The following is a 20,278-nucleotide window of genomic DNA, read 5'->3' as shown; positions in this document are numbered from 1 at the left end:
CGCCTCCTATGACGCCTCCTATCGTGATGCGCAATGTGACGAAATCCTTCAACACGCCCCAGGGCGAGAATCACGATGTCCTGCGCGACATCAATTTGTCGGTGGGAGCCGGAGAGTTCACCGCCGTTGTCGGTCCGACCGGGTGCGGGAAGTCGACCACCCTCTCCCTGATCTGCGGCCTCGCCCGGCCGGACGTCGGCGAGGTACTGGTCGACGGCCGGCCAGTGGAGGGCATGGGGAAGGACGTGGGCTTCGTCTTCCAGACGGACGCGGTGTTCCCCTGGAAGACGGTGCTGGGCAACGTGGCGGCCGGACCGCGCTTCCGCGGCGCGTCGCGCCGGGAGGCGCACGCCGAGGCCACCGACTGGATACGCCGGGTGGGCCTGGCGGGGTTCGAGCGCTACCACCCGCACCAGCTCTCCGGCGGCATGCGCAAGCGGGTCGCCCTCGCCCAGACGATGATCAACCGGCCGCGGGTTCTCCTCATGGACGAGCCGTTCTCCGGCCTGGACGTGCAGACCCGTCAGATCATGTCCGACGAGCTGCTGTCCCTGTGGGACCTGACCCGGCCGTCGGTGGTCTTCGTGACCCACGACCTGGAAGAGGCCATCTCGCTCGCCGACACGGTCGTGGTCATGACGGCGGGCCCGGCCACCGTGAAGGAGACCTTCACGATCGACCTGCCACGGCCCAGGAACCCCCGCGAGATCCGGCACACCCCCGAGTTCGTCCGGCTCCACGAGCGGATCTGGGAGTCCCTGCGGGACGAGGTGCAGGTCGCCTACCGCCGCACCGTGACCGCGACGCCCGACACCGCGGCCTGACCCACCCCCGCCGGAAGAGGCATTGAGCGTATGAACGTGCACGGTTCCCGGTCGACCGCCGACCCGGCGGACACCCCCACCGACAGCAGCGGCACGGCCGACGAGGCGACGGACGAGGCGGCCCCCGCCACGCCCGCGCCCGCGGGCGCCGAGCCCGCCACCGCCGACCCCCGCCCCGAACCGCCGGCGGGCAAGGTCCCACGGGGGGAGGCCGCACGGCGGCAGCGGATACGGCGCCGGGTGCTGGTCAACCTCACCCGGGTCGGCATCCTCGTCCTGTTCGTCGGCCTGTGGCAGGTGTGCTCCTCGACCGGGGCCATCGACAAGTTCTACTTCGGCGAACCGTCCGGCATCTGCTCGAAGTTGTGGGACTGGGTGCGCCACGGCACCTCGCAGGGGTCCTTGTGGGACCAGGTGTGGGTGACGCTGGAAGAAACGCTGATGGGCTTCGGCATCGGAGTGCTCCTCGGGGTCGTGTTCGGCATCCTGCTGGGCCGGCTGCGTTTCCTGGCGGACGTCCTGTCCCCCTTCATCAAGACGCTGAACTCGATCCCGCGGATCCTGTTCGGATCGGTTTTCGCGATCTGGTTCGGTCTCGGTATCAGCTCCAAGGTGACGCTCTCGGCGGTGCTGGTCTTCTTCGGCGTGTTCTTCAACGCCTTCCAGGGCGCCCGCGAGGTGGACCGCAACCTCATCGCCAACGCCCGCATCCTCGGCGCCGGGAACACCCAGGTGACCTTGCAGGTCGTGGTCCCGTCCGCGCTGAGCTGGATCACCACCAGCCTGCACGTGGCCTTCGGCTTCGCGGTCACGGGCTCGATCGTGGGCGAACTGCTCGGCGCGCAGCAGGGACTCGGGCTGCTCATCTTCCAGGCGCAGGCCAACTTCGACCCCAACGGCGTGTACGCGGGCCTGGTCCTCACCGCCGCGTACGCACTGGCCGCCGAGGGCCTGATCACGCTCCTGGAGCGGCGCCTTCTGCGGTGGCAGCCGCGCCCGCAGCGGGCCGACGCGGCCGCATGACCCCGACGACCACGGTGGTCCCCCCGAACATCCCCCCCGCAATGACCGGCGGAACGCGGCACGGCCGAAGACGGCCGACGGCGCGCCCGCTCCCGAGGAGAAGGCAAGTCTCATGTGGCACAAGAAGATCGTTCTCATAGCCGCGACGACGTTCCTGGCTGCAGGGCTGACGGCCTGCTCGGACGACAAGTCCGGCAGCAGTGACGCAGCGAGCGACGGCTCCGCGACGAAGGTGACGATCGCCCTGTCGAACCAGGCGAACCAGAGTTACCTCCCGCTCATCCTGGCCCAGCGGATGGGCTTCTTCACGAAGCAGGGCCTGGATGTGAAGATCGACAACCTCCAGGGCACCCCGCAGGTCTCCGACGCGCTGCTCAAGGGCGACGTCCAGGGCATGATCGGGTTCTTCGACCACAACCTCGACCTCCAGGCCAAGGGCAAGGACACCGAGGCGGTCGTCCAGTTGCTCCAGGCGCCCGGCATGGTGGAGATGACCCGCACCAACGAGTCGTCGCTCAAGTCCCCGGCGGACCTGCGCGGCAAGACCGTCGGTGTGACCTCGCTCGGCTCGGCCAGCTCCACCATCGGCTCCTACCTCGCGATCCACAACAACATCCCGCTGTCGCAGACCCACCTGGTGGCCGTGGCCGCGGGTGCCACGTTCGTGGCCGCCTTCCAGCACGACCGGGTCGACGCCGGCGTCACCACCGAGCCGACGATCTCCACCCTGCTCAAGAAGCAGCTCGGCACGATCGTCGCCGACATGCGCACGCTCGCCGGCACCAAGGCCGCCCTCGGCGGTCCGTACCCGGGCACCGCGCTGACCGTCCAGACGGCGTGGGCGAACAGCCACAAGGCCACCACGCAGAAGATGGTCAACGCGATCTACCAGACGCTCCAGTGGATGGAGTCGCACTCGGCCGCGCAGATCACCGCGCAGGTACCGGCCGACTTCTACTCCGGCAGCGGCAAGGACCAGTACATCCAGGCGCTGGCCAACGAGATGGGCATGTACAACCCGACCGGCCAGATGCCGACCGACGCGCCGCAGACCGTCCTGCGGGTGCTGAACGCGGTCGACCCGGCCGTCAAGGGCCACAAGATCGACCTGGCGAAGACCTACACCGACGAGTACGTCCAGAAGGCGGCGCAGGAGAAGTCCTCCTCCTGACCGCGGACCGGTGCGCCCGACCGTCGGCGGTCTCCTGATCGCCGACGGTTCTCCCGTCACCGGTTCCCTCCCGATCACCGCCGGTGCTCCCGACCTCCGGCGGTCCTCGGCACCCGCACCACCCCACCCCCCGCTCCGGGCCTCTCGTCCCACCCCGGGTGACGGGTCCGTCACGGACCGCGGCGGAGAGCGGTACCCGGCAGGCGGCACACGGCCCGCGTCCTCCTGACGATGCGGTGCGGCGCGGGTCGGCGCAGACTGGCGGGGGGCGAGGCCGCGGTCCGCGGCCGAGCGCCGCACGCCGGAGGGAGGCGCCATGCCGGGGATACGTCGAGGACACCGGGTCCGCCGGGCCCGCCTGATGGGAACGGCCGCGGTGCTGACCGCGGCGGCAGTCGCCGGTGGGACGGCACTCGCCGGCACCGCGGCGGCGACCGCTCCGCGCGGCACCGGGACACCGGGCCCGGCCGAGCTGAGGTCGGCCCTGCTGACCCCCTCGGACACCGGGATGAACGGGGCGCAGTCGACCGGCGGGGGCAGCGGCGTCGCCGGCGACGGCGTCTCCGGCTGCCCAGCCCTGGTGAAGGTGCTGAAGGCGCCGCCCGGCCCCGGGACGCAGGAGGCGGACTTCACCGGCGGCCGGTCGGGGCCGCTGCTCAGCGAGCAGCTCACCGCGGGGTCGTCGGCGAGCGGGGCCGCCGCGTACGCGCGGGACAAGGCCGCGCTCACCACCTGCCGGGACCTCACCCTCACCTCGGACGGCACCGAACTCGCCCTGAAACTCACGCCGATCCGCTTCGGCGACGGCCGGACGGCGGCGACCCGGATGGACGGGGAACTGAGCGGGGTGCCGGTCAACGGCTACCTCGCCTTCGGCCGGGTCGGCCCGGTGCTGGTCGGCTACATGTTCTTCCAGGTCTCCGACACCTCGTCCCGGCTCGCCTCCGCGCTCTACCGGAAGGCGGTCGACAAGGTCCGCCACACCGTCTCGACGGGCGGCGGCACCCCGGTCTGACCCGCGCCCGCGATCCCGGCACCCGGTCTGACCCGCGCCCGTGATCCCGGCACCCCGGTACCGGACCCGGCGTGCCGCACACTGGACCGTATGAAGGACGACGCGCCGCTGCCCGGACTCGCCACCGACGAGGAGTTGGCGGCGGGGCGCCGCGTCGTACGGTGCGCGATGTGCGGGCATCCGCTGTCCGACGCCGAGAGCAGGGCGTGGGGGCTCGGCGAGAACTGCCGGCGGAAACTGGGCGCCGATGCCCCGGTGCGCCGCCCCGGGCGGTTCGAGGTCGCCCAGGACGGCATCCCCGGGGTCTGACGCGGCGCGCGGCGGCCCCCGAGGCTCCGACCCGCGCGGCGGCCCGCGAGTCGGCCCGCGGCCTACCGGTCCCCCTGCCCTGCGCGGCTCCGCGCCCGCCCGCCGCTCCCCCCGGCCCCGGCGCGGCGCCGGGGGCTCTGGCGGCGGCGCGCACCGGGCTCGTCGTCGTAGCCCTCCTTGCGCAGCCCGGAGCGGTAGGCGCGGTCGATCACCAGCCGCATCAGGCGGGTCACACCGGGGAGCGCGCCGAGCAGCCTGAGCAGGAACGCCGGCGGAGCGCCCTCGGCACCGGCGTTGGCGGCGAGGTGGTCCCCGGCCAACGCCATCATGTCCGGCGCGGCGTCGCGGTCGAGGCGCGCGTCGGGGGTCCACAGCCGCGAGCGCGTGACGGCGTCGTTGTCCACCAGTTCGGCGTGCTCGACGTCGACGACCAGCGCGAGGTGCGGGGGTGTCCCCCGCAGCGCCAGTGTCGCCAGCAGCGGGGCGTCGTCGGTGATCGCGCCGCGGCCGCGGACGTGCAGCACGCCGCCGTGCCCCGGGACGAGCGCGGCGAGCGACAACCGGTCGTCCTGGAGCAGGTTGTGCAGCGAGTCGGCGCGCTTGTTGCCCCTGCGGTCCGGGATGACGAGGGTGCGGCCGTCGAGAATCCGCGCGACCGGGCCCCGGTCGCCGCGTGGCGAGGTGTCGCTCCCGGCGGAGGAGTCCCAGGTGGACAGCGCGAGGAACGGCGCCGCGGCCAGGAACTCGGCGACGCCGGGGCGGTCCAGCGGGCCGCCCGCCGCCGTGCCGGCCGCGTCGGCGGGGTCGGCGGGGTCGGACGGGCTCGCCGTGTCCGCCGCGGCGGACGGCGCCTCGGGCGGGGGCGGCTGCCACAGCCGGGAGCGCAGGACCGCCTGCGCGCAGTGCATGTACGCCTCCTCGACGTCGAAGGCGGTCTCCGCCCCCGCGCGCCCGGCCACCGTCCCGTTGACGCGCAGGATCTCCCCGACCCCCGGTAGCAGGAAGAAGAACGAGGCCGGGCCGCGCGGGTCGCCCGGTCCGGGCAGCGCGCACGAGAAACGGGTCGGGGACAGCACCCGCGCGAACCCGGGCGCACCGCCGACGAAGTCCGTACGGCGGGCACCGTCCGCGTCCCGGTAGCCGACGGCGGCGACCGGGGAGCGGGCGAGGACGGCCCGGCACCCCTCGTCGAGCGAGCCGATCTGCTTGAGCATGATCACAGCCGCGGGGCGGCCGATGACCGCCTCGACCTCGTCCACCGCTGTCAGCCGGCGCAGCGCGCCCGGCCGGTTGTCCTGCCGCACGGGTGACTCCTCTCAGCCCGGGGCCGACCGCCCCAGGCGCCAGTAGCCGAAGAACGAGATGTCCCGCTTGGGCACCCCGCGGTCGTTGACGAGGTGCCGGCGGACCGACCTCGGCATCAGCAGCACCTGCGCCATCCACGCCTCGCTCGACGCCGTCGGCATCCGCAGCGCGCTCTGCCCCTCCCGCGGGAAGAACAGCCGTACCGCCTGGTCGCCGCCCGCGACGGCCAGGTCGCGCACGCCCGGTCCGCCCAGGGTGACGGAGGCGAATCCCGGGGACAGGAACACCCGGCGGCGGACCTCCAGCGTGATCATCGTCCGCGCCCCGGGGAGCTGCACCTTGGGGATCACGACGAGCCGCCCGCGTCTCGAAAACTCGCGTTCTCGCAGTTCATAGGGCTATTGTGAACAATAGCTCAGCTCTTTGGCTACTCGCTTTCCCCGCCCCGGAAGGGTGTCCCGATGCCGTCGGCCGATCGCCGTCTCCAGGCACGTCGCAAGCCCCGCCAGGTACGCGCGGAGCTCACCCGCGAGCGGATCCTCGCGGCCGCTGCTCACGTTTTCGCCGAGCACGGCTACGCCGCCGGCACCACCAACCGCATCGCCGAGCACGCCCGCATCTCCATCGGCTCGCTGTACCAGTACTTCCCGAACAAGGACGCGATCCTCGCCGAGTTGCTGGTGCGGCACATCGACCGCGGTAGCTGGACGCAGGCCGACCGGCTCGACCTGTCCCCCGGCAGTCTGGAGACGGTGGTCCGGACGCTGGTGCGCGACGCGGTCGACAACCACCGCGACGATCCGCACCTGCTGCGGATCATGATCGAGGAGGCGTCGCCCTCCCGTGAGCTGCTCGACTCGATCGAACGCCACGGCAGGGTCCGCACAGCCCAGTTGCGCGAGCTCCTCGCCCGGCACCCGGACGTCCGCGTGCGCGACCTCGACACGGCGGCCGAGCTGATCCTGTTCACGGTGGAGACCAACACCCACCGGCTGATGGCCCATCCGCGGACCATCCCCGTCGAGACGTTCGAGAACGAGTTGGTGGACATGGTCACGCGGTACCTGCGCGGCGGCGACGGCGGCTGACCGGGCCGCCGTCCACGGTGCGGACGCACCCTGGGCATGACATGTACCTTCCCGGTACAGTCCTCTGCCATGACAGAGACGAACCTGGTGCGACGACTGGTCATTGACCTGTGCCGCCACCCGGCCGTGTGTTGTCTCTGACCTCTCGCCCCCAGGCGTGGCGCGCGTCCCGCGACGCCGCCTGACGGGCATCCCGCGGCACCGCGTCGCCGGTGCCCTCCCCCGCCGCACGGCCCGCGCGGCTGTCCGCCGACGGCGTGGCGCGCTGCCGTCCGGCCGTACCTGAGCCCCACCTGGCCGGCCCCGTCCCCGCGGCCCCGCACGGCCCTGCCTTGCCCTTCCCTGCTCCGCCCTGCCCCGCTCGCTGTTCCCGCGCCCTGTTCCGCGTTTCCCCGTTCCGCGTCCCCGTTCCCGTTCCTGTTCCCCGTTTCCTGGAGGCTCACGTTGCCCACCGCACCGCCGGTTCCGGACTCCGGCGCAGAGGAAGCCTTACGCGACCCGGCCCCGCCCCGCCGACGATGGGGCGAGCGGGCCGGCCGGACCCTGCTCGTACGCCTCGGCCTGCCGCTGCTCTCGCTCGGGGTGTTCCTCGCGCTGTGGCAGTCGGTCGCGTCGAGCGGACGGTGGAGCGACATCCTGGTCCCGCCGCCGGCCAAGGTGTGGGACGCGTTCGTCGACGTGTCCACGACGCATGACGGCGTGCGCGGCTACGACGGCAAGCTCCTGATCGAGCACCTGGCCATCAGCCTGCGGCGGATCGGTGTCGGGGCGGGCAGCGGCATCGTGATCGGCGTGCTGTTCGGCCTGGTGATGGGCAGCGTGCGGTGGGTGCGGGCGCTGTTCGAGCCGTGGATCACGTTCCTGCGCACCCTGCCGCCGCTGGCCTACTTCTCGCTGCTCATCGTGTGGCTGGGCATCAACGAGGAGCCGAAGATCACGCTGCTGGCCGTGGCCGCCTTCCCGCCGGTCGCGGTGTCCACCACCACGGCGGTCTCCTCGGTGCCGAGCAGCCTCATCGAGGCGGCGCGGGCCCTGGGCGCGTCCCGGTGGGACGTGGTGAAGGACATCGTCGTCCCGTCCGCGCTCCCGGAGACGTTCACCGGCATCCGGCTGGCCGTCGGCGTGGCGTACTCGTCGCTGGTGGCGGCCGAGTTGGTGAACGGGCTGCCCGGGATCGGCGGCATGGTGAAGGACGCCGCCAACTACAACAACACCCCCGTGGTGATCGTCGGCATCTTCGTGATCGGGATCTCCGGTCTGATCATCGACGGCCTGCTGCTGTGGCTGGAGCGCAGCGCGGTGCCGTGGCGCGGCCGCTCGTAACGCGGGCCGTCCCGCCCCCTCCTTCGTATCCCCCTCCCCCTCACCCAGGAATGGCCCCCATGACACGTTCGGTGACCCATGACGCCACCGGAAACTCCTCAGGAAACGCCGTCGGAAGCGCCGTAGGAAACGTTCCGGGAACCGGGACAGGACCCGGACCCGGACCTCGATTCGGGCCCGGCGGCCGCCGGCCGTCCCGCCGCTCCGTGATGGCCGGCGCCCTGGCGGCGACGGCCTCCGCGGCGCTCACCGCCTGCGGAGGGAGCGGCGGGAGCGGTGGCGGCGGGAAGCGGCTGCGCATCGGGTACTTCGCCTTCCCCAGCGGGGACCTGATCGTGAAGAACCAGAAGCTGCTGGCCAAGGCGCTGCCCGACTACCGGATCACCTGGATCAAGTTCGACTCGGGCGCCACGGTGAACCAGGCGTTCCTGGGCAAGTCCCTGGACATCGCCGCCCTGGGCTCCAGCCCGTTCGCCAGCGGGATCTCGGGCTCCTCGCCGATCCCGTACAAGGCCGCGTTCGTCCTGGACGTCGCGGGCGACAACGAGGCGCTGGTGGCGCGCAGGAGCACCGGCATCACGACGGTGGCCGGCCTCAAGGGGAAGACGGTGGCCACCCCCTTCGCGTCCACCTCGCACTACAGCCTGCTGGCGGCCCTTCAGCAGGCGGGGCTGGAGGCGTCGGACGTCAAGCTCGTCGACCTCCAGCCGCAGCCGATCCTCGCCGCCTGGCAGCGCGGCGACATCGACGCCGCCTACGTGTGGCTGCCGACCCTGGACGAGTTGCGGAAGACCGGCGTCCAACTCGTCAGCAGCAAGAGCATCGGGGCGGGCGGCAAGCCGACCCTGGACCTGGCGGTGGTGACGGACGAGCTGATCGCCAGGGACCCGCACGCCATCGACGTCTGGCGCCGGACCGAGGCGCACGCCCTGCGCCTGCTCGCATCCGACCCGGACGGGACCGCGCGTTCGGTGGCGGCCGAGTTGGGCATCAGCCTGGCGGACGCCAGGGCGCAGCTCGCGCAGGGCGTCTTCCTCACCCCCGCTGAGGAGTCCTCCGCGCAGTGGCTGGGCACGGACGGCAGCCCGGGCAAGCTGGTGGACTACGTCACCAGCACCGCGGGGTTCCTGGCCGCCCAGAAGCAGATCCCGGCCGCGCCGAGCCGGGCGACGGTCGGCAAGGCGCTCTACCTGAAGGGGCTGCCCGGTGTCCTCGCCTGAGCCCGCCGGTACGGCGACCCACCGGCCCCCCGGCGCGGAGCGGCGGGGCGGCGCAGGGGCCGAGGCCGAGGCCGGCGCCGGTGCCGGGGCCCGGAGCGGAGCCGACGCCGTCAACGGAGCCGGGCGGGTGACCGGTGCCGGCCCGGCCGGCGAAACCGAGGGCGGGACCGGTACCGCGCCGGCGCGGGCCGAGGCCGTACGCCTGCGCGACGTGACGCACCGCTACGGCCGCGGGGACCGGGCGATCACCGCGGTGGGGCCGATCGACCTGAGCGTGCCCGCCGGCGAGTTCCTGGTGCTGGTGGGTGCCTCCGGCTGCGGCAAGAGCACGCTGCTGCGGCTGGTCGCCGGCTTCGAGCAGCCCACCCACGGCTCGATCGAGGTCGCGGGCGCCGCACCGCGGCCCGGGAAGGCGGCGAGCCTGGTGTTCCAGCAGCCGCGGCTGTTCCCCTGGCGCACGGTGCGGGGCAACGTCGACCTGGCCCTGCGCTACGCCGGGGTCGCCCGGGAGCTGTGGCCGCAGCGGCGCGCCGAACTCCTGGCCCGGGTCGGGCTGGAGGGCGTCGAGAGCCGGCGGACCTGGGAGATCTCCGGCGGCCAGCAGCAGCGCGTCGCCATCGCCCGGGCGCTGGCCGCGAAGAACCCGCTGTTCCTGCTCGACGAACCGTTCGCCGCGCTGGACGCCCTGACCCGCGAGCGGTTGCAGGAGGACATCCGCGAGGTCACCGACCAGACCGGCACCACCGCGGTCTTCGTCACCCACTCCGCCGACGAGGCGGTGTTCCTCGGCACCCGCATCGTCGTGCTCGGCAAGCGGCCCGGCACCGTCGTCCTCGACCTGCCGATCGACCTGCCGCGCGGCGACGTCGACGCGGAGCAACTGCGGGACTCGCCCCGCTTCGCCGAGTTGCGCACCCGCGTCGCCCACGCGGTGAAGGCCGCGGCGGCCTGACCGGCCGGCGCGGCGGGCGGAACGACTCCCGCACGAACGGCACGGAGCGAAGGAGAGGAGCAGAGCGAACCGCACGAACGGACCACCGTCCGCGACAGAGCCGCGAGAAGAGAGGAACGACCAACGATGACCGTCACCAGCGAACAGCCGGCCACCGACGTCCGCGCGGAGCTGAACCTCACCAGGCTGGGCCCCCGTTTCGGCGCCGAGGTCCACGACATCGACCTCACCCGCCTCCGGGACGGCCAGGTGCAGGCGCTCCGCGAGGCCCTCGTGGAGCACAAGGTGCTCTTCCTGCGCGACCAGGACGTCGACGACGCCGCGCAGATCGACTTCGGCCGGCGGCTGGGGGAGGTCACCGCGGGCCACCCCGTCCACGACTCCGGCGACGTCCCGCCCGAGGTGTACGCCGTGGACAGCCAGGACAACGGCTTCGCCGACATCTGGCACACCGACGTCACCTTCGTACGGCGTCCCCCGGCGATCTCCGTGCTGCGCGCGGTGGAACTGCCGCCGTACGGAGGTGACACGAACTGGGCGGACAGCCAACTCGCCTACGAGTCGCTGTCGCCGGGGCTGCGCGCCCACGTGGACACGCTCACCGCGGTGCACGACGGCAGCCGCGAGTTCGGCTACTACCTCGCGCAGCGCCGCAAGGGGCGCGGCAACGTCTGGGAGGGGGAGACCTTCACCGACCTCGTACCGGTGGAGCACCCGGTCGTGCGGGTGCACCCGGAGAGCGGCCGCAAGGGGCTGTTCGTCAACCCCGGGTTCACCTCGCACGTCGTCGGTGTCTCGGCGGAGGAGAGCCGCGGACTGCTCGACATCCTCTACGCCCACCTGACCAAGCCCGAGCACGTCGTCCGGCACCGCTGGCGCCGGGGCGACGTCGCCCTGTGGGACAACCGCAGCACCGCGCACTACGCCAACCGCGACTACGGCGACACGCGCCGCGTCATGCACCGCATCACGCTGCGCGGCGACATCCCGACGGCCCCCTGACACCCCCGACCACCCCCGCCACCGCACCCGTTGCCCGCCCCGGAGCCCCCCGGCTCCCCGCACACGAAGAGGGCCCCTCCCCCGCGCAAGCGCAGGTGAGGGGCCCTCTTCATGGTGTGGCGGCACGTGGATTCGAACCACGGTAGGCTAAGCCGACGGATTTACAGTTGGCTTGCCCACCCCGGGTGTTGACGCCCCGACCAGGCCCTCCTCGCAATCCTCCGTCGCTTGACCAATGCCTCGTCCATGCCACGTCCCGATCTTGGTGCGAGCATAACCGCCGCGGCAGGAATTCACACAAGTCAGCCGGACAAGTATTCCAATACCGCAATGATGGCGGCATTTCTGATTTGCCGCGCCCTCTTAGTGCCGACATAATACGCCCGCTTGAATACATCCTCGTTGGATCTGAGCACTTCGCCGATTGTAAGCAAGCGGAGATCACGCAGCTTTTCTCGTTGAAAATCGGTAACATCAAGATAATCGATCGATCTATCGAGCTGACTCTCTAGAGCCTGGTTGCCAGCGGTGTCAATTCCGTCAAGCGAGAAGGTGTCAATCGGACGATACGCCGGGTGGTTGGCGCCGTATTCGACCATACGCTTAAGATGAAGGTTCTGCCTGACATTCTGACCAAATTTAATTGGCTCCGCATCCTGGGCAAACAGGCATCCTAGGTTGACCATGTAGCGCGTGCCGATCTCCCCTCGCGTAGCCCGCATGCCAGAATCACCTTCCTGCACAATTCCGCTATAGCAGAGTAGTCTCAGAGCTTCACGGACTGCTTGCGGCGCATCTCTATGAACCCAGAAATACGATGACGTCTGAGAAGATCTCTGGTTTCGTGCGTAAAGTGCAGGCAAGACCGCATCTTCGATGAACCCCCTCCCCCAGTCGATAAGCGCACGATGACCTGGGTATCTCTCGCCAAGGTTTGAATGTTCACCCCATATGTCTCCGCGATAGTACTCTCTGATCGTTTCTTGGATATTCCTTCGATTGAAAGGAGATCTCATCAGGAGCGTCTTTAGCAAAATCCTTGGGTTTCCCGTAGCGGCATACGCAAGGGTATCGAAAACATCACCATTCGGCTCAATCTGCTTCTTAAGGCTGGCATCCTGCTTGTAAACAATAGACCTCATCGCGCCCGCATACTTACCATCCGTGACAAGTCGATCCACTGAAAGCACAGTCGCATCATGCGTCGGCTGGAACACATGACCATAGGAGGTCGCACCTGGATATACCGCCGCCTTCACGGTTATATATGGACTACGCAAATCACGCATTAGCGTAAAGAATTGGCGCTGCTGCTCGGGGATGAAGACGTGCGCCGCTTCGTCCACAAAGACAACCACTCGCCTCGTACCAGTATGGCGACAGAGATCTTCTACTGCGTCACGAAGAACTTCAGGATCGGGGATTGCTACAGGCAGCTGCTCCTCTTTCTCCTGCATCCAAGAAGACTCGAATATTGCCTCTACCTTCTGCATGCCAGCATAATTGCCGATGGCCGCACTGCCCTGGATTGCCGTAATTGCCGACCCTCCAGGAAGCGTCAATCCGAAAGTCGAAGCCGCCCTCAAGATGCTGGTACACAATTTAGCCATCATCCAAAGCAAAAAACGGTCAGGCGTATCTTGACGAATTAGACTAGCTTGGGCAAAAGTCACATAGACGGGAAGGATTCGCTGCGTGGGAAAATTCTTCCTGATCTCGGCCTCTGCGGCTCGCATCAAGAACGATTTTCCCACCCCCCTGCTTCCTTTTAGGATGACAGGGGAACGCCCCTTCAGAAAATCAATAAGCTGCCTATCCGTGTCAGTCTCAACAAAATAATCAAGAATCTCCTCGGGCGGAATGTCTTCAGTCCTATAAACGATCTCGCTCTGCATTACGTTACCCCTCCACGGGCAATCCGAGTATCGACCTTACTGATTTTAGATGAAGGAAGCTATGTTCCAGGGTAGCGCCCAAGACGCCGGCATCACCGGGAATCAACTCCGAGGCGTACCGTCCGTAGAGCGCGAATAGAACCGACTGCGCGGAGTTTCGTGCAGTTGCTGCCCAGTCGGCAAGAGCATCGGTCGAAAACCGCATATCGCGAGGCAGGTCTTTGGTGACCGCCGACTTGCCGTGAATAAATTGCGAACAGTGCCTATAGGAGCGCGCCGCCATTGCGGCGTAGAAACTTGCCTCCCCAACGCTATCTCTCAAGAATTCCTGAATGAATTTCTTAGAGAGTACGCCGTTCTCTTCATCAAGCGCCTGCGACCAAGAGAAATCTCGCCGGTCGGCGACCCACTGTCGGCGATGCAGCTCATTCGCGGAAAAATAAACCGCCGCAAAACTCAGCTCCAAGAACGTTCGAATACCACTGAAAGCCAGTCGATAGAGTCCACAACAGGCGGCGTAAGCGGCAAACCCAAGTTCACGTCGTGCATCGGCTATCTGCTCAGATTCTGGGCGCATAGATATACAACTTTCCCACGCTCCAATATCTGCCTCAAGTTGGAGAATCTCGCCAAGTAGCACCGAATGTGATGACACCGAACTTTCAATCACTTTGGCGCCAATGGTGGAAAGGTGGGAAAAATGCGTACGAATTCCGCTACTCGTACCCGTCATCGGATCAGGGTCAATCATCCTCACTATCTCCTCCGAGTAAGTGACACGGCTGCACTGTCAGGGAAGAAGCCCTTCCGCGGCAAATAGATTTCTCTGACGGACACATAACGCGAGCGGTTGATGGCACTTTGGACGCGAGGCAGGTGTCTTCTTCAGTCAGCGCCCTCTCTCACTCGTCGCGCCGGGGGCAGCAGCAGATCCCGGTCCGGGTGTGCCTCGCCCGTGACGGAGCCGCTGACGCCGAGGTCGACGCGGGCCGTTTCGTGGAAGGTGTTAATCGCTGCGAAGACGGCGCGGTTGCGGGTGCGCCAGTCGTCCAGGGTGCCCGGGGTCTTACCGGTGGACTGCCAGTCGACTTCCAGGGTGGCTGCGTTCAGGGCGTGGGCGGCTTCCACGACCTCGTCGCCGGCCAGGAGCATGATGCGCTCGAAGGCGCGGCCGCGGAGGTGGGTGGCCTCCGACAGCTCCGCCCGCTGGCGCGCCTCCGGGTCGTCGCTGAGGCGGATGCCCTCGCGGTGCTCGTACAGCTCGACGGCGAGGTAGATGGCGGCGCGGACGCGGTCGACGTAGTTCTCGTAGGCTTCGAGCTTCTTGGTGTCCCAGCGGGTGAGCAGTTCGCGGCGGATGCGCTGGCGCTCGGTCCAGTAGTTGGTGACGTACGTGGTGAGGGCGCCCAGGAGCACGGCAGCGATGGTCAGCAACTGCTCGGACGTGCTCAAGCCCACCCCCGGTCCCCGAGTCATCAAGACGTCTTGAGGATTTTAGGAGGGCGGGCGGCTGCAAGGGGGCGATTCCGGGGCATCCGGCCCGCGGGGGCTTGGGTGGTGGCGGGCGCGCGCCCGTAGGGTGGGTGGCCTGGCGGCGCGCGGAGGAGCAACACGAATGAGCAACCCCACCACGGAGGCCCTGGTCACCCTGGGCCGCTGGTACGTGCGCAACGCCCCCGGCACCCTCGGCAAGGGCTCGCTGGCCGGCCGCTGGCTGAACCCGCACCTGCGGGACACCCCGCGCCGACGCGTCACCGAGACGGAGAGCGGCGCGCGCTTCGCCGTCGACACCCAGGACCTGATCCAGCGCTACCTGTACCTGTTCGGCACGTGGGAGCCGCGCATGACGCACTGGCTCCGCAACCGCCTGGGCCCGGGGGACACGTACATCGACGTCGGCGCGAACATCGGCTACTTCAGCGTGATCGCGTCGCAGCTCGTCGGACCCAGCGGCCACGTCGTCGCCATAGAGGCGTCGCGCCCCTTCCTGGACCGGGTCGAGCAGAACGCGCGCCTCAACGGCTGCACGAACATCCGCGCCGTGCACACCGCCGTCTCCGACAAGGACCAGACACTCACGTTCATCCTCGCCAGCTCGGCGAACATGGGCGCCAACAGCATCGTCCCCTGGGACGGCCCGACCGAGTCCGTCTTCGACATCGACGCACACCCGCTCCCCGACGTCCTCACCGACGACGAGATCACCCGCGCCCGGGTCGTCAAGATCGACGTCGAGGGCGCCGAGGGCAGCGTCGTACGGGGCATGGCGCCCATGCTCGAACGCCTACGGCCCGACGCCGAGGTCACCGTCGAGGTCACCCCCGAGCGCATGGAGCAACTCGGCGACTCCGTCGAGGAGCTGCTCGACACGATGCGCGGCGCCGGCTTCCACGTCTACCGGCTCGCCAACGAGTACGCCGCCTCTTCCTACCCGACAGCGCTCGACGGCACGTCCGCCGTACCGATCCGCTGGCGCGGCCCGGTGACGGACGAGAGCGACCTCGTCTTCTCCCGGGTCGACGCGGAAACCCTTCCCTGAGAAGGGAGTTGACGCGCGGCCTCCGCTCTCACGGAGCGGTGCGTACGACGCCGGGGTGCTTCTCCGTACGCCGACTCGGCCGTTCCCGGGTGCCGCCCTCAGCCCGGTACCCCTCGGCCGCGGCCTCGATGAGGTCGAGCGACACGTCCGCAGGCAGGGCCGCCGACGACAGCAGGTCGTACGTGAGGTGGGCGAGGGCGACCGTGGCCGGCTCGGTGCCGTACGCGCCGGTCCGGTGGCTGGTGAAGTGGACGGCCGGGGTCTCGTCGGCGAACGTCATCACCCGCAACGCGCCATCCATGGCGCTCGGGTGAGGGGTGGCGATCAACGGCAGCACGTTGAGCGTGACGCGCTCGCTGCGGACGAGACCGGCGAGGTGGTCGAGTTGCACGGCCATGGCGACGGGGCCGCCGAGCGGCCGGCGGAGAACGGCCTCTCCCAGGACAGCGGTGTAACGGGGCCCGTGCGGAGCCAGGAGTACGGGTGTACGGGACAACCGCGCCTCCCAGCGGTGGCGTTGGGTGCGGTCCGTGAGAAGAGGGCCGTACGTGTCGGCGACGGCCTGCGCGTACGCGTCCGTCTGGAGCAGGCCGGGCACGAGGGCCGCGTCCCACTCCCGAATGGCGACGGCGAGCCATTCCCACTCCGCGAGCGGGGTGAGGCGGTCGGGCCTGGGCGCGGACCGGGCGGCTTCGAGGTTGCGCTCGAAGAAGCCGCCGGTGTGGAGGAGTTCGTCCACCACCGCGGCCAGCTCGTCGGGCAACCGGCGTTCTCCCTGCTCGATGCGGGCGAGGAAGGACATCTCGATGTGCAGCCTGTCCGCCAGGTCCCGGAGGGTCAGGTCCATCCGCTCCCGGAAGTAGCGCAGTTCGGCGCCGTACAGCGCCCGCGCGGACAGCGTGGTGTCCAGCTTCTTCGTGGCGAAGCGGCCGGGGTTGGCCATGTCGGAACTCCTTGTGGAGGGGACGGGCACGCCTGGCTGCCGCCACCGTGTGAAGTGGCGGTAGCCAGGCGCGGTCAGTCGTCGGTCGGTGCCGGGTGGTCGGAGTCGGGAGGCAGGAGGACCGTGGTCGAGGGCGCAGGGTCGGGTCCGGGTACCGGTTCGGCCTCGGGCCGGGGCGGGCCGTCGTTGCGCTTGCGTTCCAGAAACACGACCGGGCAGTTCAGCGCTGCGGCGATCTTCACGAGGTTCGCCGGGGTGGCGTTTCGCCGACCGGACTCGATGTCGCCCATCAACTGCTCGGAGATCCCGACCAGACCGGCCAGTGCCCGCTTGGTCAACCCGGACTTCCCCCGCGCCCAGGCGACCGCCTCGGGTTCGTGGTGCAGTCGCCTGGGGCCGGCGCGGGCGCGTTTCACCTCGGGCGGCCGGGCGGAGTCCGCCGTCACAGTCGCCGACTCCCCACGTCGTGATGAACGCTCCAGTCCTCACGGGCTGCGACCAGCCTGGGCCTCACGTCTCCGTCCAAGAGGTCGGCGTGGGCGCGCAGCTTCGCCGCCAGAGCGCCGAGTTGCTGCGGCCCCAGACCGATCAGCCAGCAGTCCGGCGTGAGCTGTACGTTGACGGTCGGCAAGAGCGCCCCGTCCGGCACGTCCGCGTCGGGAAACGGGTGGCACACGATCTCGCCCTGGAACGCGTCGATCTCGTGAGCCTGCTCGGTCCCGCCGTCCCGGGTGAAGGCATTCAACGCCACACCGTGGAACGGGCTGCGATGCCCGATATCGGCCAGCGTGACGTGCAGTTCCCGGGGGTCGAGTCCGGTCGCGCTGGGGTCTTCCTCCGCCCAATCGGGGAGGTATCCAGAGGTGCTGATGCCGTTGGTGGTGGTGATCTTCCAGGCGCGTGCCCGGTCGGCTACGCGTAACTCCGCATCCGTGGTGCCGATGGTCATCGGCTCGGGTTCCTTTCATCGGTGAATCGGTGAGGCGAGGCGGTGTGGGCGTGAGAGCGCGGCTCACGGGCGGAATTGGCGTCAGGACAGGTCCCGCCGCACAAACGCGCGCCCGGTGATCGACTGGACGGCCTGGCGGAGCCGTACGGCGTCGTCCGCGTTGCCGCCGCCCTCGTCTTCGTCCGCGTCCGGCACCCGCGCGCCGCGGCTCTCCGCGACACGGAGTACATCGGCGAGGGCCGTGCACAGGTGAGTGACGACCACGCGCAAGTCGTCTTCAGACAGGAGCTGTTCGGCCTCGTATCTCCGTATGCGTGCCAGCAGATCGCGGCCGAGGCCGAGTTGTACGGCCTCGACGTTGTCCGCCAGCCTGGAGAGGAACGACGAGCCGTCGGCGTCCGTGTCCAGGTAGCAGGGCTTCCCGTCCGCGCCCTGCCACGGCAGGAGCCGCATCACGGCGCCCCCGCTCGTCCGTCTGCCGTGCCACGGCCTACCGGGACCCCGGTGAAGGCGACTTCACCTCGGATACCGGACAGGACGACATGGACGCAGGCGATTGTCCGCCCACCGCCCACCGTGACCGTCCGATGGATCGCAAGCACCGGCGTACGGGCGGTGATGCGCAGTGACTGTACTTCCGCGCCGGTGGGGAACCGGGCGGTGACCTGGTCGAAGCTGCTCATCTCCCCGCTGCGCCTTGCTGACGCGTGCGTGAGACCTCTGAGGATGTCGTCGCCCCATGGCGACGTGCCCGACGGGATCACCCGGCCGCCCGACACCGCGTGTGGGACGTGGACGTGCGCGAGTACCTGCGGGCCGTCGTCCGTATGAGTCAGGCAGACGTACTGGGTGATGCGAGCGTCCGACGGCTCGCCGAGATGGTCGGCGAGTTCGGCGGAGGCGGTGCGTTCGACGACGCTGACGACGATGTCGAGCGCGTCCATACCCCGGGGGAAGGCGATCCGATCCGCCGGCCGGCAGACGAAGTTGCCACGGCCCTGGAACTTCGCGACCAGACCCTCGGCCCGCAGCACGTCGAGCGCGTCACGGAGCGTCGGAGTACTGACGTGGTAGCGCGTGGCCAGCCGTGTCTCCGGCGGAAGCCGCTCTCCGACTGCGTACTCCCCCGCGGCGATCAGCCGGCGCAGGTCGTCGGCGACGACCTGGTGGCGCGCGGTCACGGTGCCGCCGCGAGCGCGGGGCCGTGCCCCCGACCTCGCCGTCGTTCCGCGGCGAGCACGTACGGGCGGACGCACGCGACCTCCTCGGCGCGGATGACGCTCCAGCGTGGGGTGGCCGGCGCCGCGCTCACGGCCGGGCAGGACGGAGAAACCTCCAACCGCGCTGCCAGTAGCGGACTATGACGGTGCCGCCCTGCGGGGGGGAAGAGCTGTCGCGCGAACCACGCGGCGGCTCGGAAGATGAGTTCGGGCATCGGTTCGGCTCCTACGGTTCAGGGGATTCCCGGCGGGGCGTGACGCGCCGGTCCGGGTCTGTCCGCACGACCGCCCACAAGTGGCGGCCGCGCGAGGTGCTGTCGGCAAAGCCGAACCGGTCGGCCGTTTCGAGGACCGCCAGAAGCTCCGGCCACCTCCCCGCCGGGAAGTCCGGCGGAACCGGCGCCTCGATCCGTGCGCGGCCGCCGCGATCCGTCCGCTCGGGCGTCAGACCTACGGCGGCCAAGCGCGCACAGATGTCGGCGATGCGAGCTTCGGGTCGGGGCACAAGGCAGTCCTCCGTTGCCAATCAGGCACTCTCAGTGAAGCTAGTTCACTAGATTAGAGCTAGTGGACTAGATTGTCCACATGCCTGATCAGCCGCCGTATCTCCGGATCGCGGACGCACTCCGCAAGCGCATCGCCGACCAGGAGTGGACTCCCGGCAACCGCCTGCCGTCGCGCGCCGAGCTGGCCACCGCGTACGGCGTCGGCGACAACGTCATCCGCCGCGCCCAGGAGTTGCTGATCTCCCTGGGCGCGCTCGAAGGGCGCGCCGGCTCCGGCACGTATGTGGCCGAGCCACGCCAACGGCTCCGCATCGTCCGCTCGCTCTACCGCGAGCAGACCGGCAGCTCGCCTTTCCAGTCCGACATGGCGGCCCTGGGCAAGCGCGGCAGTTGGGAGAGCCGTACCGACGCCAAAGTTCCGGCCCCTGCCGACATCGCGGCCCGACTCGGCATTGCCGAGGGCGACTTGTGCGTCCGCACCGCCTACGAGTTCCTCGCCGACGGCAAGCCCGCGCAGCTATCGACCAGTTGGGAGCCCTACGCCCTCACGTCGGGCACCCTCGTCGTCCTCCCGGAGGGTGGCCCCCACGCCGGCGCCGGCGTCGTCCGCCGCATGGCCGAGATCGGCGTGACGGTCACCCGGGCAGTCGAGCAACCCTCACCGCGAGCCGTGACCGCCGAGGAAGCCGCGTTGCTCGGCGTGCAGAAGGGCACCCTCGCCACCCACATCCAGCGCACGTACTACGCGGAAGACGGTCGCCCCGTCGAAACCGCGGACATCGTGGTCCCGGCGAACCTCTGCGAAGTCGTCTACGAGGTCCCGGTCAACCCGTAGCCTCAGCAGCAACCAACTAATGGAACGCAGCCCGACGACGCTTCCTACGGAAAATCTCCAAAAGTGACCGAGGCGGCCTAGCCTCATCAGCGATACTGCAGCCCTAATGAGACCACCCTCATAACGATGGAGTCGTGCGTGCCCCATCAGCGCCATCGC

At 69.4% G+C, this 20,278-nt stretch carries 22 protein-coding genes; 12 read left to right on the top strand and 10 right to left on the bottom strand.

The window, feature by feature from the left end:
• Positions 1 to 8: 8 nt before the first annotated feature.
• The 5 genes from RVR_RS21975 (at position 9) to RVR_RS21955 (ending at position 4,342) form a co-directional block, all read left to right on the top strand.
• Complete coding sequence (locus tag RVR_RS21975) at positions 9 to 824, top strand: ABC transporter ATP-binding protein (protein WP_202235483.1); 816 nt, start codon at positions 9 to 11, stop codon at positions 822 to 824.
• A gap of 30 nt (positions 825 to 854) precedes the next feature.
• Entirely contained in the window at positions 855 to 1,847 is a 993-nt protein-coding gene (locus RVR_RS21970) for an ABC transporter permease (protein ID WP_202235482.1), read from the top strand.
• Positions 1,848 to 1,959: 112 nt separating this feature from the next.
• A complete protein-coding gene (locus tag RVR_RS21965) occupies positions 1,960 to 3,018 on the top strand; it encodes an ABC transporter substrate-binding protein (RefSeq protein WP_202235481.1) in 1,059 nt (352 codons plus the stop codon).
• 316 nt (positions 3,019 to 3,334) lie between these two features.
• The gene (locus RVR_RS21960; protein ID WP_202235480.1) at positions 3,335 to 4,033 is read left to right on the top strand and encodes a hypothetical protein; all 699 of its coding nucleotides are present in this window, start codon (positions 3,335 to 3,337) and stop codon (positions 4,031 to 4,033) included.
• Positions 4,034 to 4,123: 90 nt separating this feature from the next.
• Positions 4,124 to 4,342 carry a DUF6011 domain-containing protein gene (locus tag RVR_RS21955; RefSeq protein WP_237404894.1) on the top strand — a complete coding sequence of 73 codons (219 nt, stop codon included), beginning with the start codon at positions 4,124 to 4,126 and terminating at the stop codon, positions 4,340 to 4,342.
• Positions 4,343 to 4,404: 62 nt separating this feature from the next.
• Here RVR_RS21955 and RVR_RS21950 read toward each other — a convergent pair whose 3' ends face one another.
• Both RVR_RS21950 and RVR_RS21945 read right to left on the bottom strand, forming a co-directional pair.
• Positions 4,405 to 5,646, bottom strand: a complete 1,242-nt coding sequence (locus RVR_RS21950) for a pyridoxamine 5'-phosphate oxidase family protein (protein ID WP_202235479.1) — start codon at positions 5,644 to 5,646, stop codon at positions 4,405 to 4,407.
• A gap of 12 nt (positions 5,647 to 5,658) precedes the next feature.
• Positions 5,659 to 5,961, bottom strand: coding sequence for a siderophore-interacting protein (locus RVR_RS21945; RefSeq protein ID WP_237405368.1), 303 nt, complete (start codon positions 5,959 to 5,961; stop codon positions 5,659 to 5,661).
• A gap of 147 nt (positions 5,962 to 6,108) precedes the next feature.
• On the opposite strand from RVR_RS21945, the gene RVR_RS21940 reads away from it, so the two are divergent.
• The 5 genes from RVR_RS21940 (at position 6,109) to RVR_RS21920 (ending at position 11,232) form a co-directional block, all read left to right on the top strand.
• Complete coding sequence (locus tag RVR_RS21940) at positions 6,109 to 6,735, top strand: TetR/AcrR family transcriptional regulator (RefSeq protein ID WP_202235477.1); 627 nt, start codon at positions 6,109 to 6,111, stop codon at positions 6,733 to 6,735.
• A gap of 444 nt (positions 6,736 to 7,179) precedes the next feature.
• Complete coding sequence (locus RVR_RS21935; RefSeq protein WP_202235476.1) at positions 7,180 to 8,058, top strand: ABC transporter permease; 879 nt, start codon at positions 7,180 to 7,182, stop codon at positions 8,056 to 8,058.
• Positions 8,059 to 8,267: 209 nt separating this feature from the next.
• Positions 8,268 to 9,278, top strand: coding sequence for a taurine ABC transporter substrate-binding protein (locus RVR_RS21930; RefSeq protein WP_202238911.1), 1,011 nt, complete (start codon positions 8,268 to 8,270; stop codon positions 9,276 to 9,278).
• Positions 9,279 to 9,480: 202 nt separating this feature from the next.
• A complete protein-coding gene (locus tag RVR_RS21925) occupies positions 9,481 to 10,230 on the top strand; it encodes an ABC transporter ATP-binding protein (protein WP_237405366.1) in 750 nt (249 codons plus the stop codon).
• Positions 10,231 to 10,356: 126 nt separating this feature from the next.
• A complete protein-coding gene (locus tag RVR_RS21920; protein ID WP_202235474.1) occupies positions 10,357 to 11,232 on the top strand; it encodes a TauD/TfdA dioxygenase family protein in 876 nt (291 codons plus the stop codon).
• A gap of 302 nt (positions 11,233 to 11,534) precedes the next feature.
• Here the strand turns inward: RVR_RS21920 and RVR_RS21915 are convergent, their stop codons facing one another.
• The 3 genes from RVR_RS21915 to RVR_RS21905 form a co-directional block, all read right to left on the bottom strand.
• A complete protein-coding gene (locus RVR_RS21915) occupies positions 11,535 to 13,127 on the bottom strand; it encodes an ORC-CDC6 family AAA ATPase (protein WP_202235473.1) in 1,593 nt (530 codons plus the stop codon).
• Between the two features lie 4 nt (positions 13,128 to 13,131).
• Positions 13,132 to 13,878: a hypothetical protein gene (locus RVR_RS21910; RefSeq protein WP_202235472.1), complete on the bottom strand. Its 747-nt coding sequence runs from the start codon at positions 13,876 to 13,878 to the stop codon at positions 13,132 to 13,134.
• Positions 13,879 to 14,012: 134 nt separating this feature from the next.
• Positions 14,013 to 14,585: a hypothetical protein gene (locus tag RVR_RS21905; RefSeq protein WP_346731467.1), complete on the bottom strand. Its 573-nt coding sequence runs from the start codon at positions 14,583 to 14,585 to the stop codon at positions 14,013 to 14,015.
• Between the two features lie 157 nt (positions 14,586 to 14,742).
• On the opposite strand from RVR_RS21905, the gene RVR_RS21900 reads away from it, so the two are divergent.
• Positions 14,743 to 15,666 (top strand): FkbM family methyltransferase, encoded by a 924-nt coding sequence (locus RVR_RS21900; RefSeq protein WP_202235470.1) that lies wholly within the window; start codon positions 14,743 to 14,745, stop codon positions 15,664 to 15,666.
• A 28-nt stretch (positions 15,667 to 15,694) separates the two neighbouring features.
• Here RVR_RS21900 and RVR_RS21895 read toward each other — a convergent pair whose 3' ends face one another.
• The 5 genes from RVR_RS21895 to RVR_RS21875 form a co-directional block, all read right to left on the bottom strand.
• Entirely contained in the window at positions 15,695 to 16,609 is a 915-nt protein-coding gene (locus RVR_RS21895) for a helix-turn-helix domain-containing protein (RefSeq protein WP_202235469.1), read from the bottom strand.
• A gap of 74 nt (positions 16,610 to 16,683) precedes the next feature.
• The gene (locus tag RVR_RS21890; protein ID WP_237404893.1) at positions 16,684 to 17,055 is read right to left on the bottom strand and encodes a helix-turn-helix domain-containing protein; all 372 of its coding nucleotides are present in this window, start codon (positions 17,053 to 17,055) and stop codon (positions 16,684 to 16,686) included.
• Complete coding sequence (locus RVR_RS21885) at positions 17,052 to 17,558, bottom strand: DUF6907 domain-containing protein (RefSeq protein ID WP_202235468.1); 507 nt, start codon at positions 17,556 to 17,558, stop codon at positions 17,052 to 17,054. Before RVR_RS21885 ends, RVR_RS21890 begins: the two co-directional genes overlap by 4 nt.
• An 81-nt stretch (positions 17,559 to 17,639) precedes the next feature.
• The gene (locus tag RVR_RS21880; RefSeq protein ID WP_237404892.1) at positions 17,640 to 18,011 is read right to left on the bottom strand and encodes a hypothetical protein; all 372 of its coding nucleotides are present in this window, start codon (positions 18,009 to 18,011) and stop codon (positions 17,640 to 17,642) included.
• The gene (locus tag RVR_RS21875; RefSeq protein ID WP_202235467.1) at positions 18,011 to 18,739 is read right to left on the bottom strand and encodes a GntR family transcriptional regulator; all 729 of its coding nucleotides are present in this window, start codon (positions 18,737 to 18,739) and stop codon (positions 18,011 to 18,013) included. Before RVR_RS21875 ends, RVR_RS21880 begins: the two co-directional genes overlap by 1 nt.
• 624 nt (positions 18,740 to 19,363) lie before the next feature.
• Between RVR_RS21875 and RVR_RS21870 the strand changes: the two genes are divergently transcribed.
• Positions 19,364 to 20,119, top strand: a complete 756-nt coding sequence (locus tag RVR_RS21870; RefSeq protein ID WP_202235466.1) for a GntR family transcriptional regulator — start codon at positions 19,364 to 19,366, stop codon at positions 20,117 to 20,119.
• The last annotated feature ends 159 nt before the right edge of the window (positions 20,120 to 20,278 follow it).

This window comes from Streptomyces sp. SN-593, from assembly GCF_016756395.1.
Taxonomy (GTDB): Bacteria; Actinomycetota; Actinomycetes; order Streptomycetales; family Streptomycetaceae; genus Actinacidiphila; species Actinacidiphila reveromycinica.
This window is presented reverse-complemented; position numbering and strand designations above follow the sequence as displayed.

Bases quoted from the DNA above. Each gene is read 5' to 3' on its own strand.
- RVR_RS21975 (WP_202235483.1), top strand. From the start codon at position 9: ATGACGCCTCCTATCGTGATGCGCAATGTGACGAAATCCTTCAACACG.
- RVR_RS21970 (WP_202235482.1), top strand. From the start codon at position 855: ATGAACGTGCACGGTTCCCGGTCGACCGCCGACCCGGCGGACACCCCC.
- RVR_RS21965 (WP_202235481.1), top strand. From the start codon at position 1,960: ATGTGGCACAAGAAGATCGTTCTCATAGCCGCGACGACGTTCCTGGCT.
- RVR_RS21960 (WP_202235480.1), top strand. From the start codon at position 3,335: ATGCCGGGGATACGTCGAGGACACCGGGTCCGCCGGGCCCGCCTGATG.
- RVR_RS21955 (WP_237404894.1), top strand. From the start codon at position 4,124: ATGAAGGACGACGCGCCGCTGCCCGGACTCGCCACCGACGAGGAGTTG.
- RVR_RS21945 (WP_237405368.1), bottom strand. From the start codon at position 5,961: ATGATCACGCTGGAGGTCCGCCGCCGGGTGTTCCTGTCCCCGGGATTC.
- RVR_RS21940 (WP_202235477.1), top strand. From the start codon at position 6,109: ATGCCGTCGGCCGATCGCCGTCTCCAGGCACGTCGCAAGCCCCGCCAG.
- RVR_RS21930 (WP_202238911.1), top strand. From the start codon at position 8,268: ATGGCCGGCGCCCTGGCGGCGACGGCCTCCGCGGCGCTCACCGCCTGC.
- RVR_RS21920 (WP_202235474.1), top strand. From the start codon at position 10,357: ATGACCGTCACCAGCGAACAGCCGGCCACCGACGTCCGCGCGGAGCTG.
- RVR_RS21915 (WP_202235473.1), bottom strand. From the start codon at position 13,127: ATGCAGAGCGAGATCGTTTATAGGACTGAAGACATTCCGCCCGAGGAG.
- RVR_RS21910 (WP_202235472.1), bottom strand. From the start codon at position 13,878: ATGATTGACCCTGATCCGATGACGGGTACGAGTAGCGGAATTCGTACG.
- RVR_RS21900 (WP_202235470.1), top strand. From the start codon at position 14,743: ATGAGCAACCCCACCACGGAGGCCCTGGTCACCCTGGGCCGCTGGTAC.
- RVR_RS21895 (WP_202235469.1), bottom strand. From the start codon at position 16,609: ATGGCCAACCCCGGCCGCTTCGCCACGAAGAAGCTGGACACCACGCTG.
- RVR_RS21885 (WP_202235468.1), bottom strand. From the start codon at position 17,558: ATGACCATCGGCACCACGGATGCGGAGTTACGCGTAGCCGACCGGGCA.
- RVR_RS21880 (WP_237404892.1), bottom strand. From the start codon at position 18,011: ATGCGGCTCCTGCCGTGGCAGGGCGCGGACGGGAAGCCCTGCTACCTG.
- RVR_RS21870 (WP_202235466.1), top strand. From the start codon at position 19,364: ATGCCTGATCAGCCGCCGTATCTCCGGATCGCGGACGCACTCCGCAAG.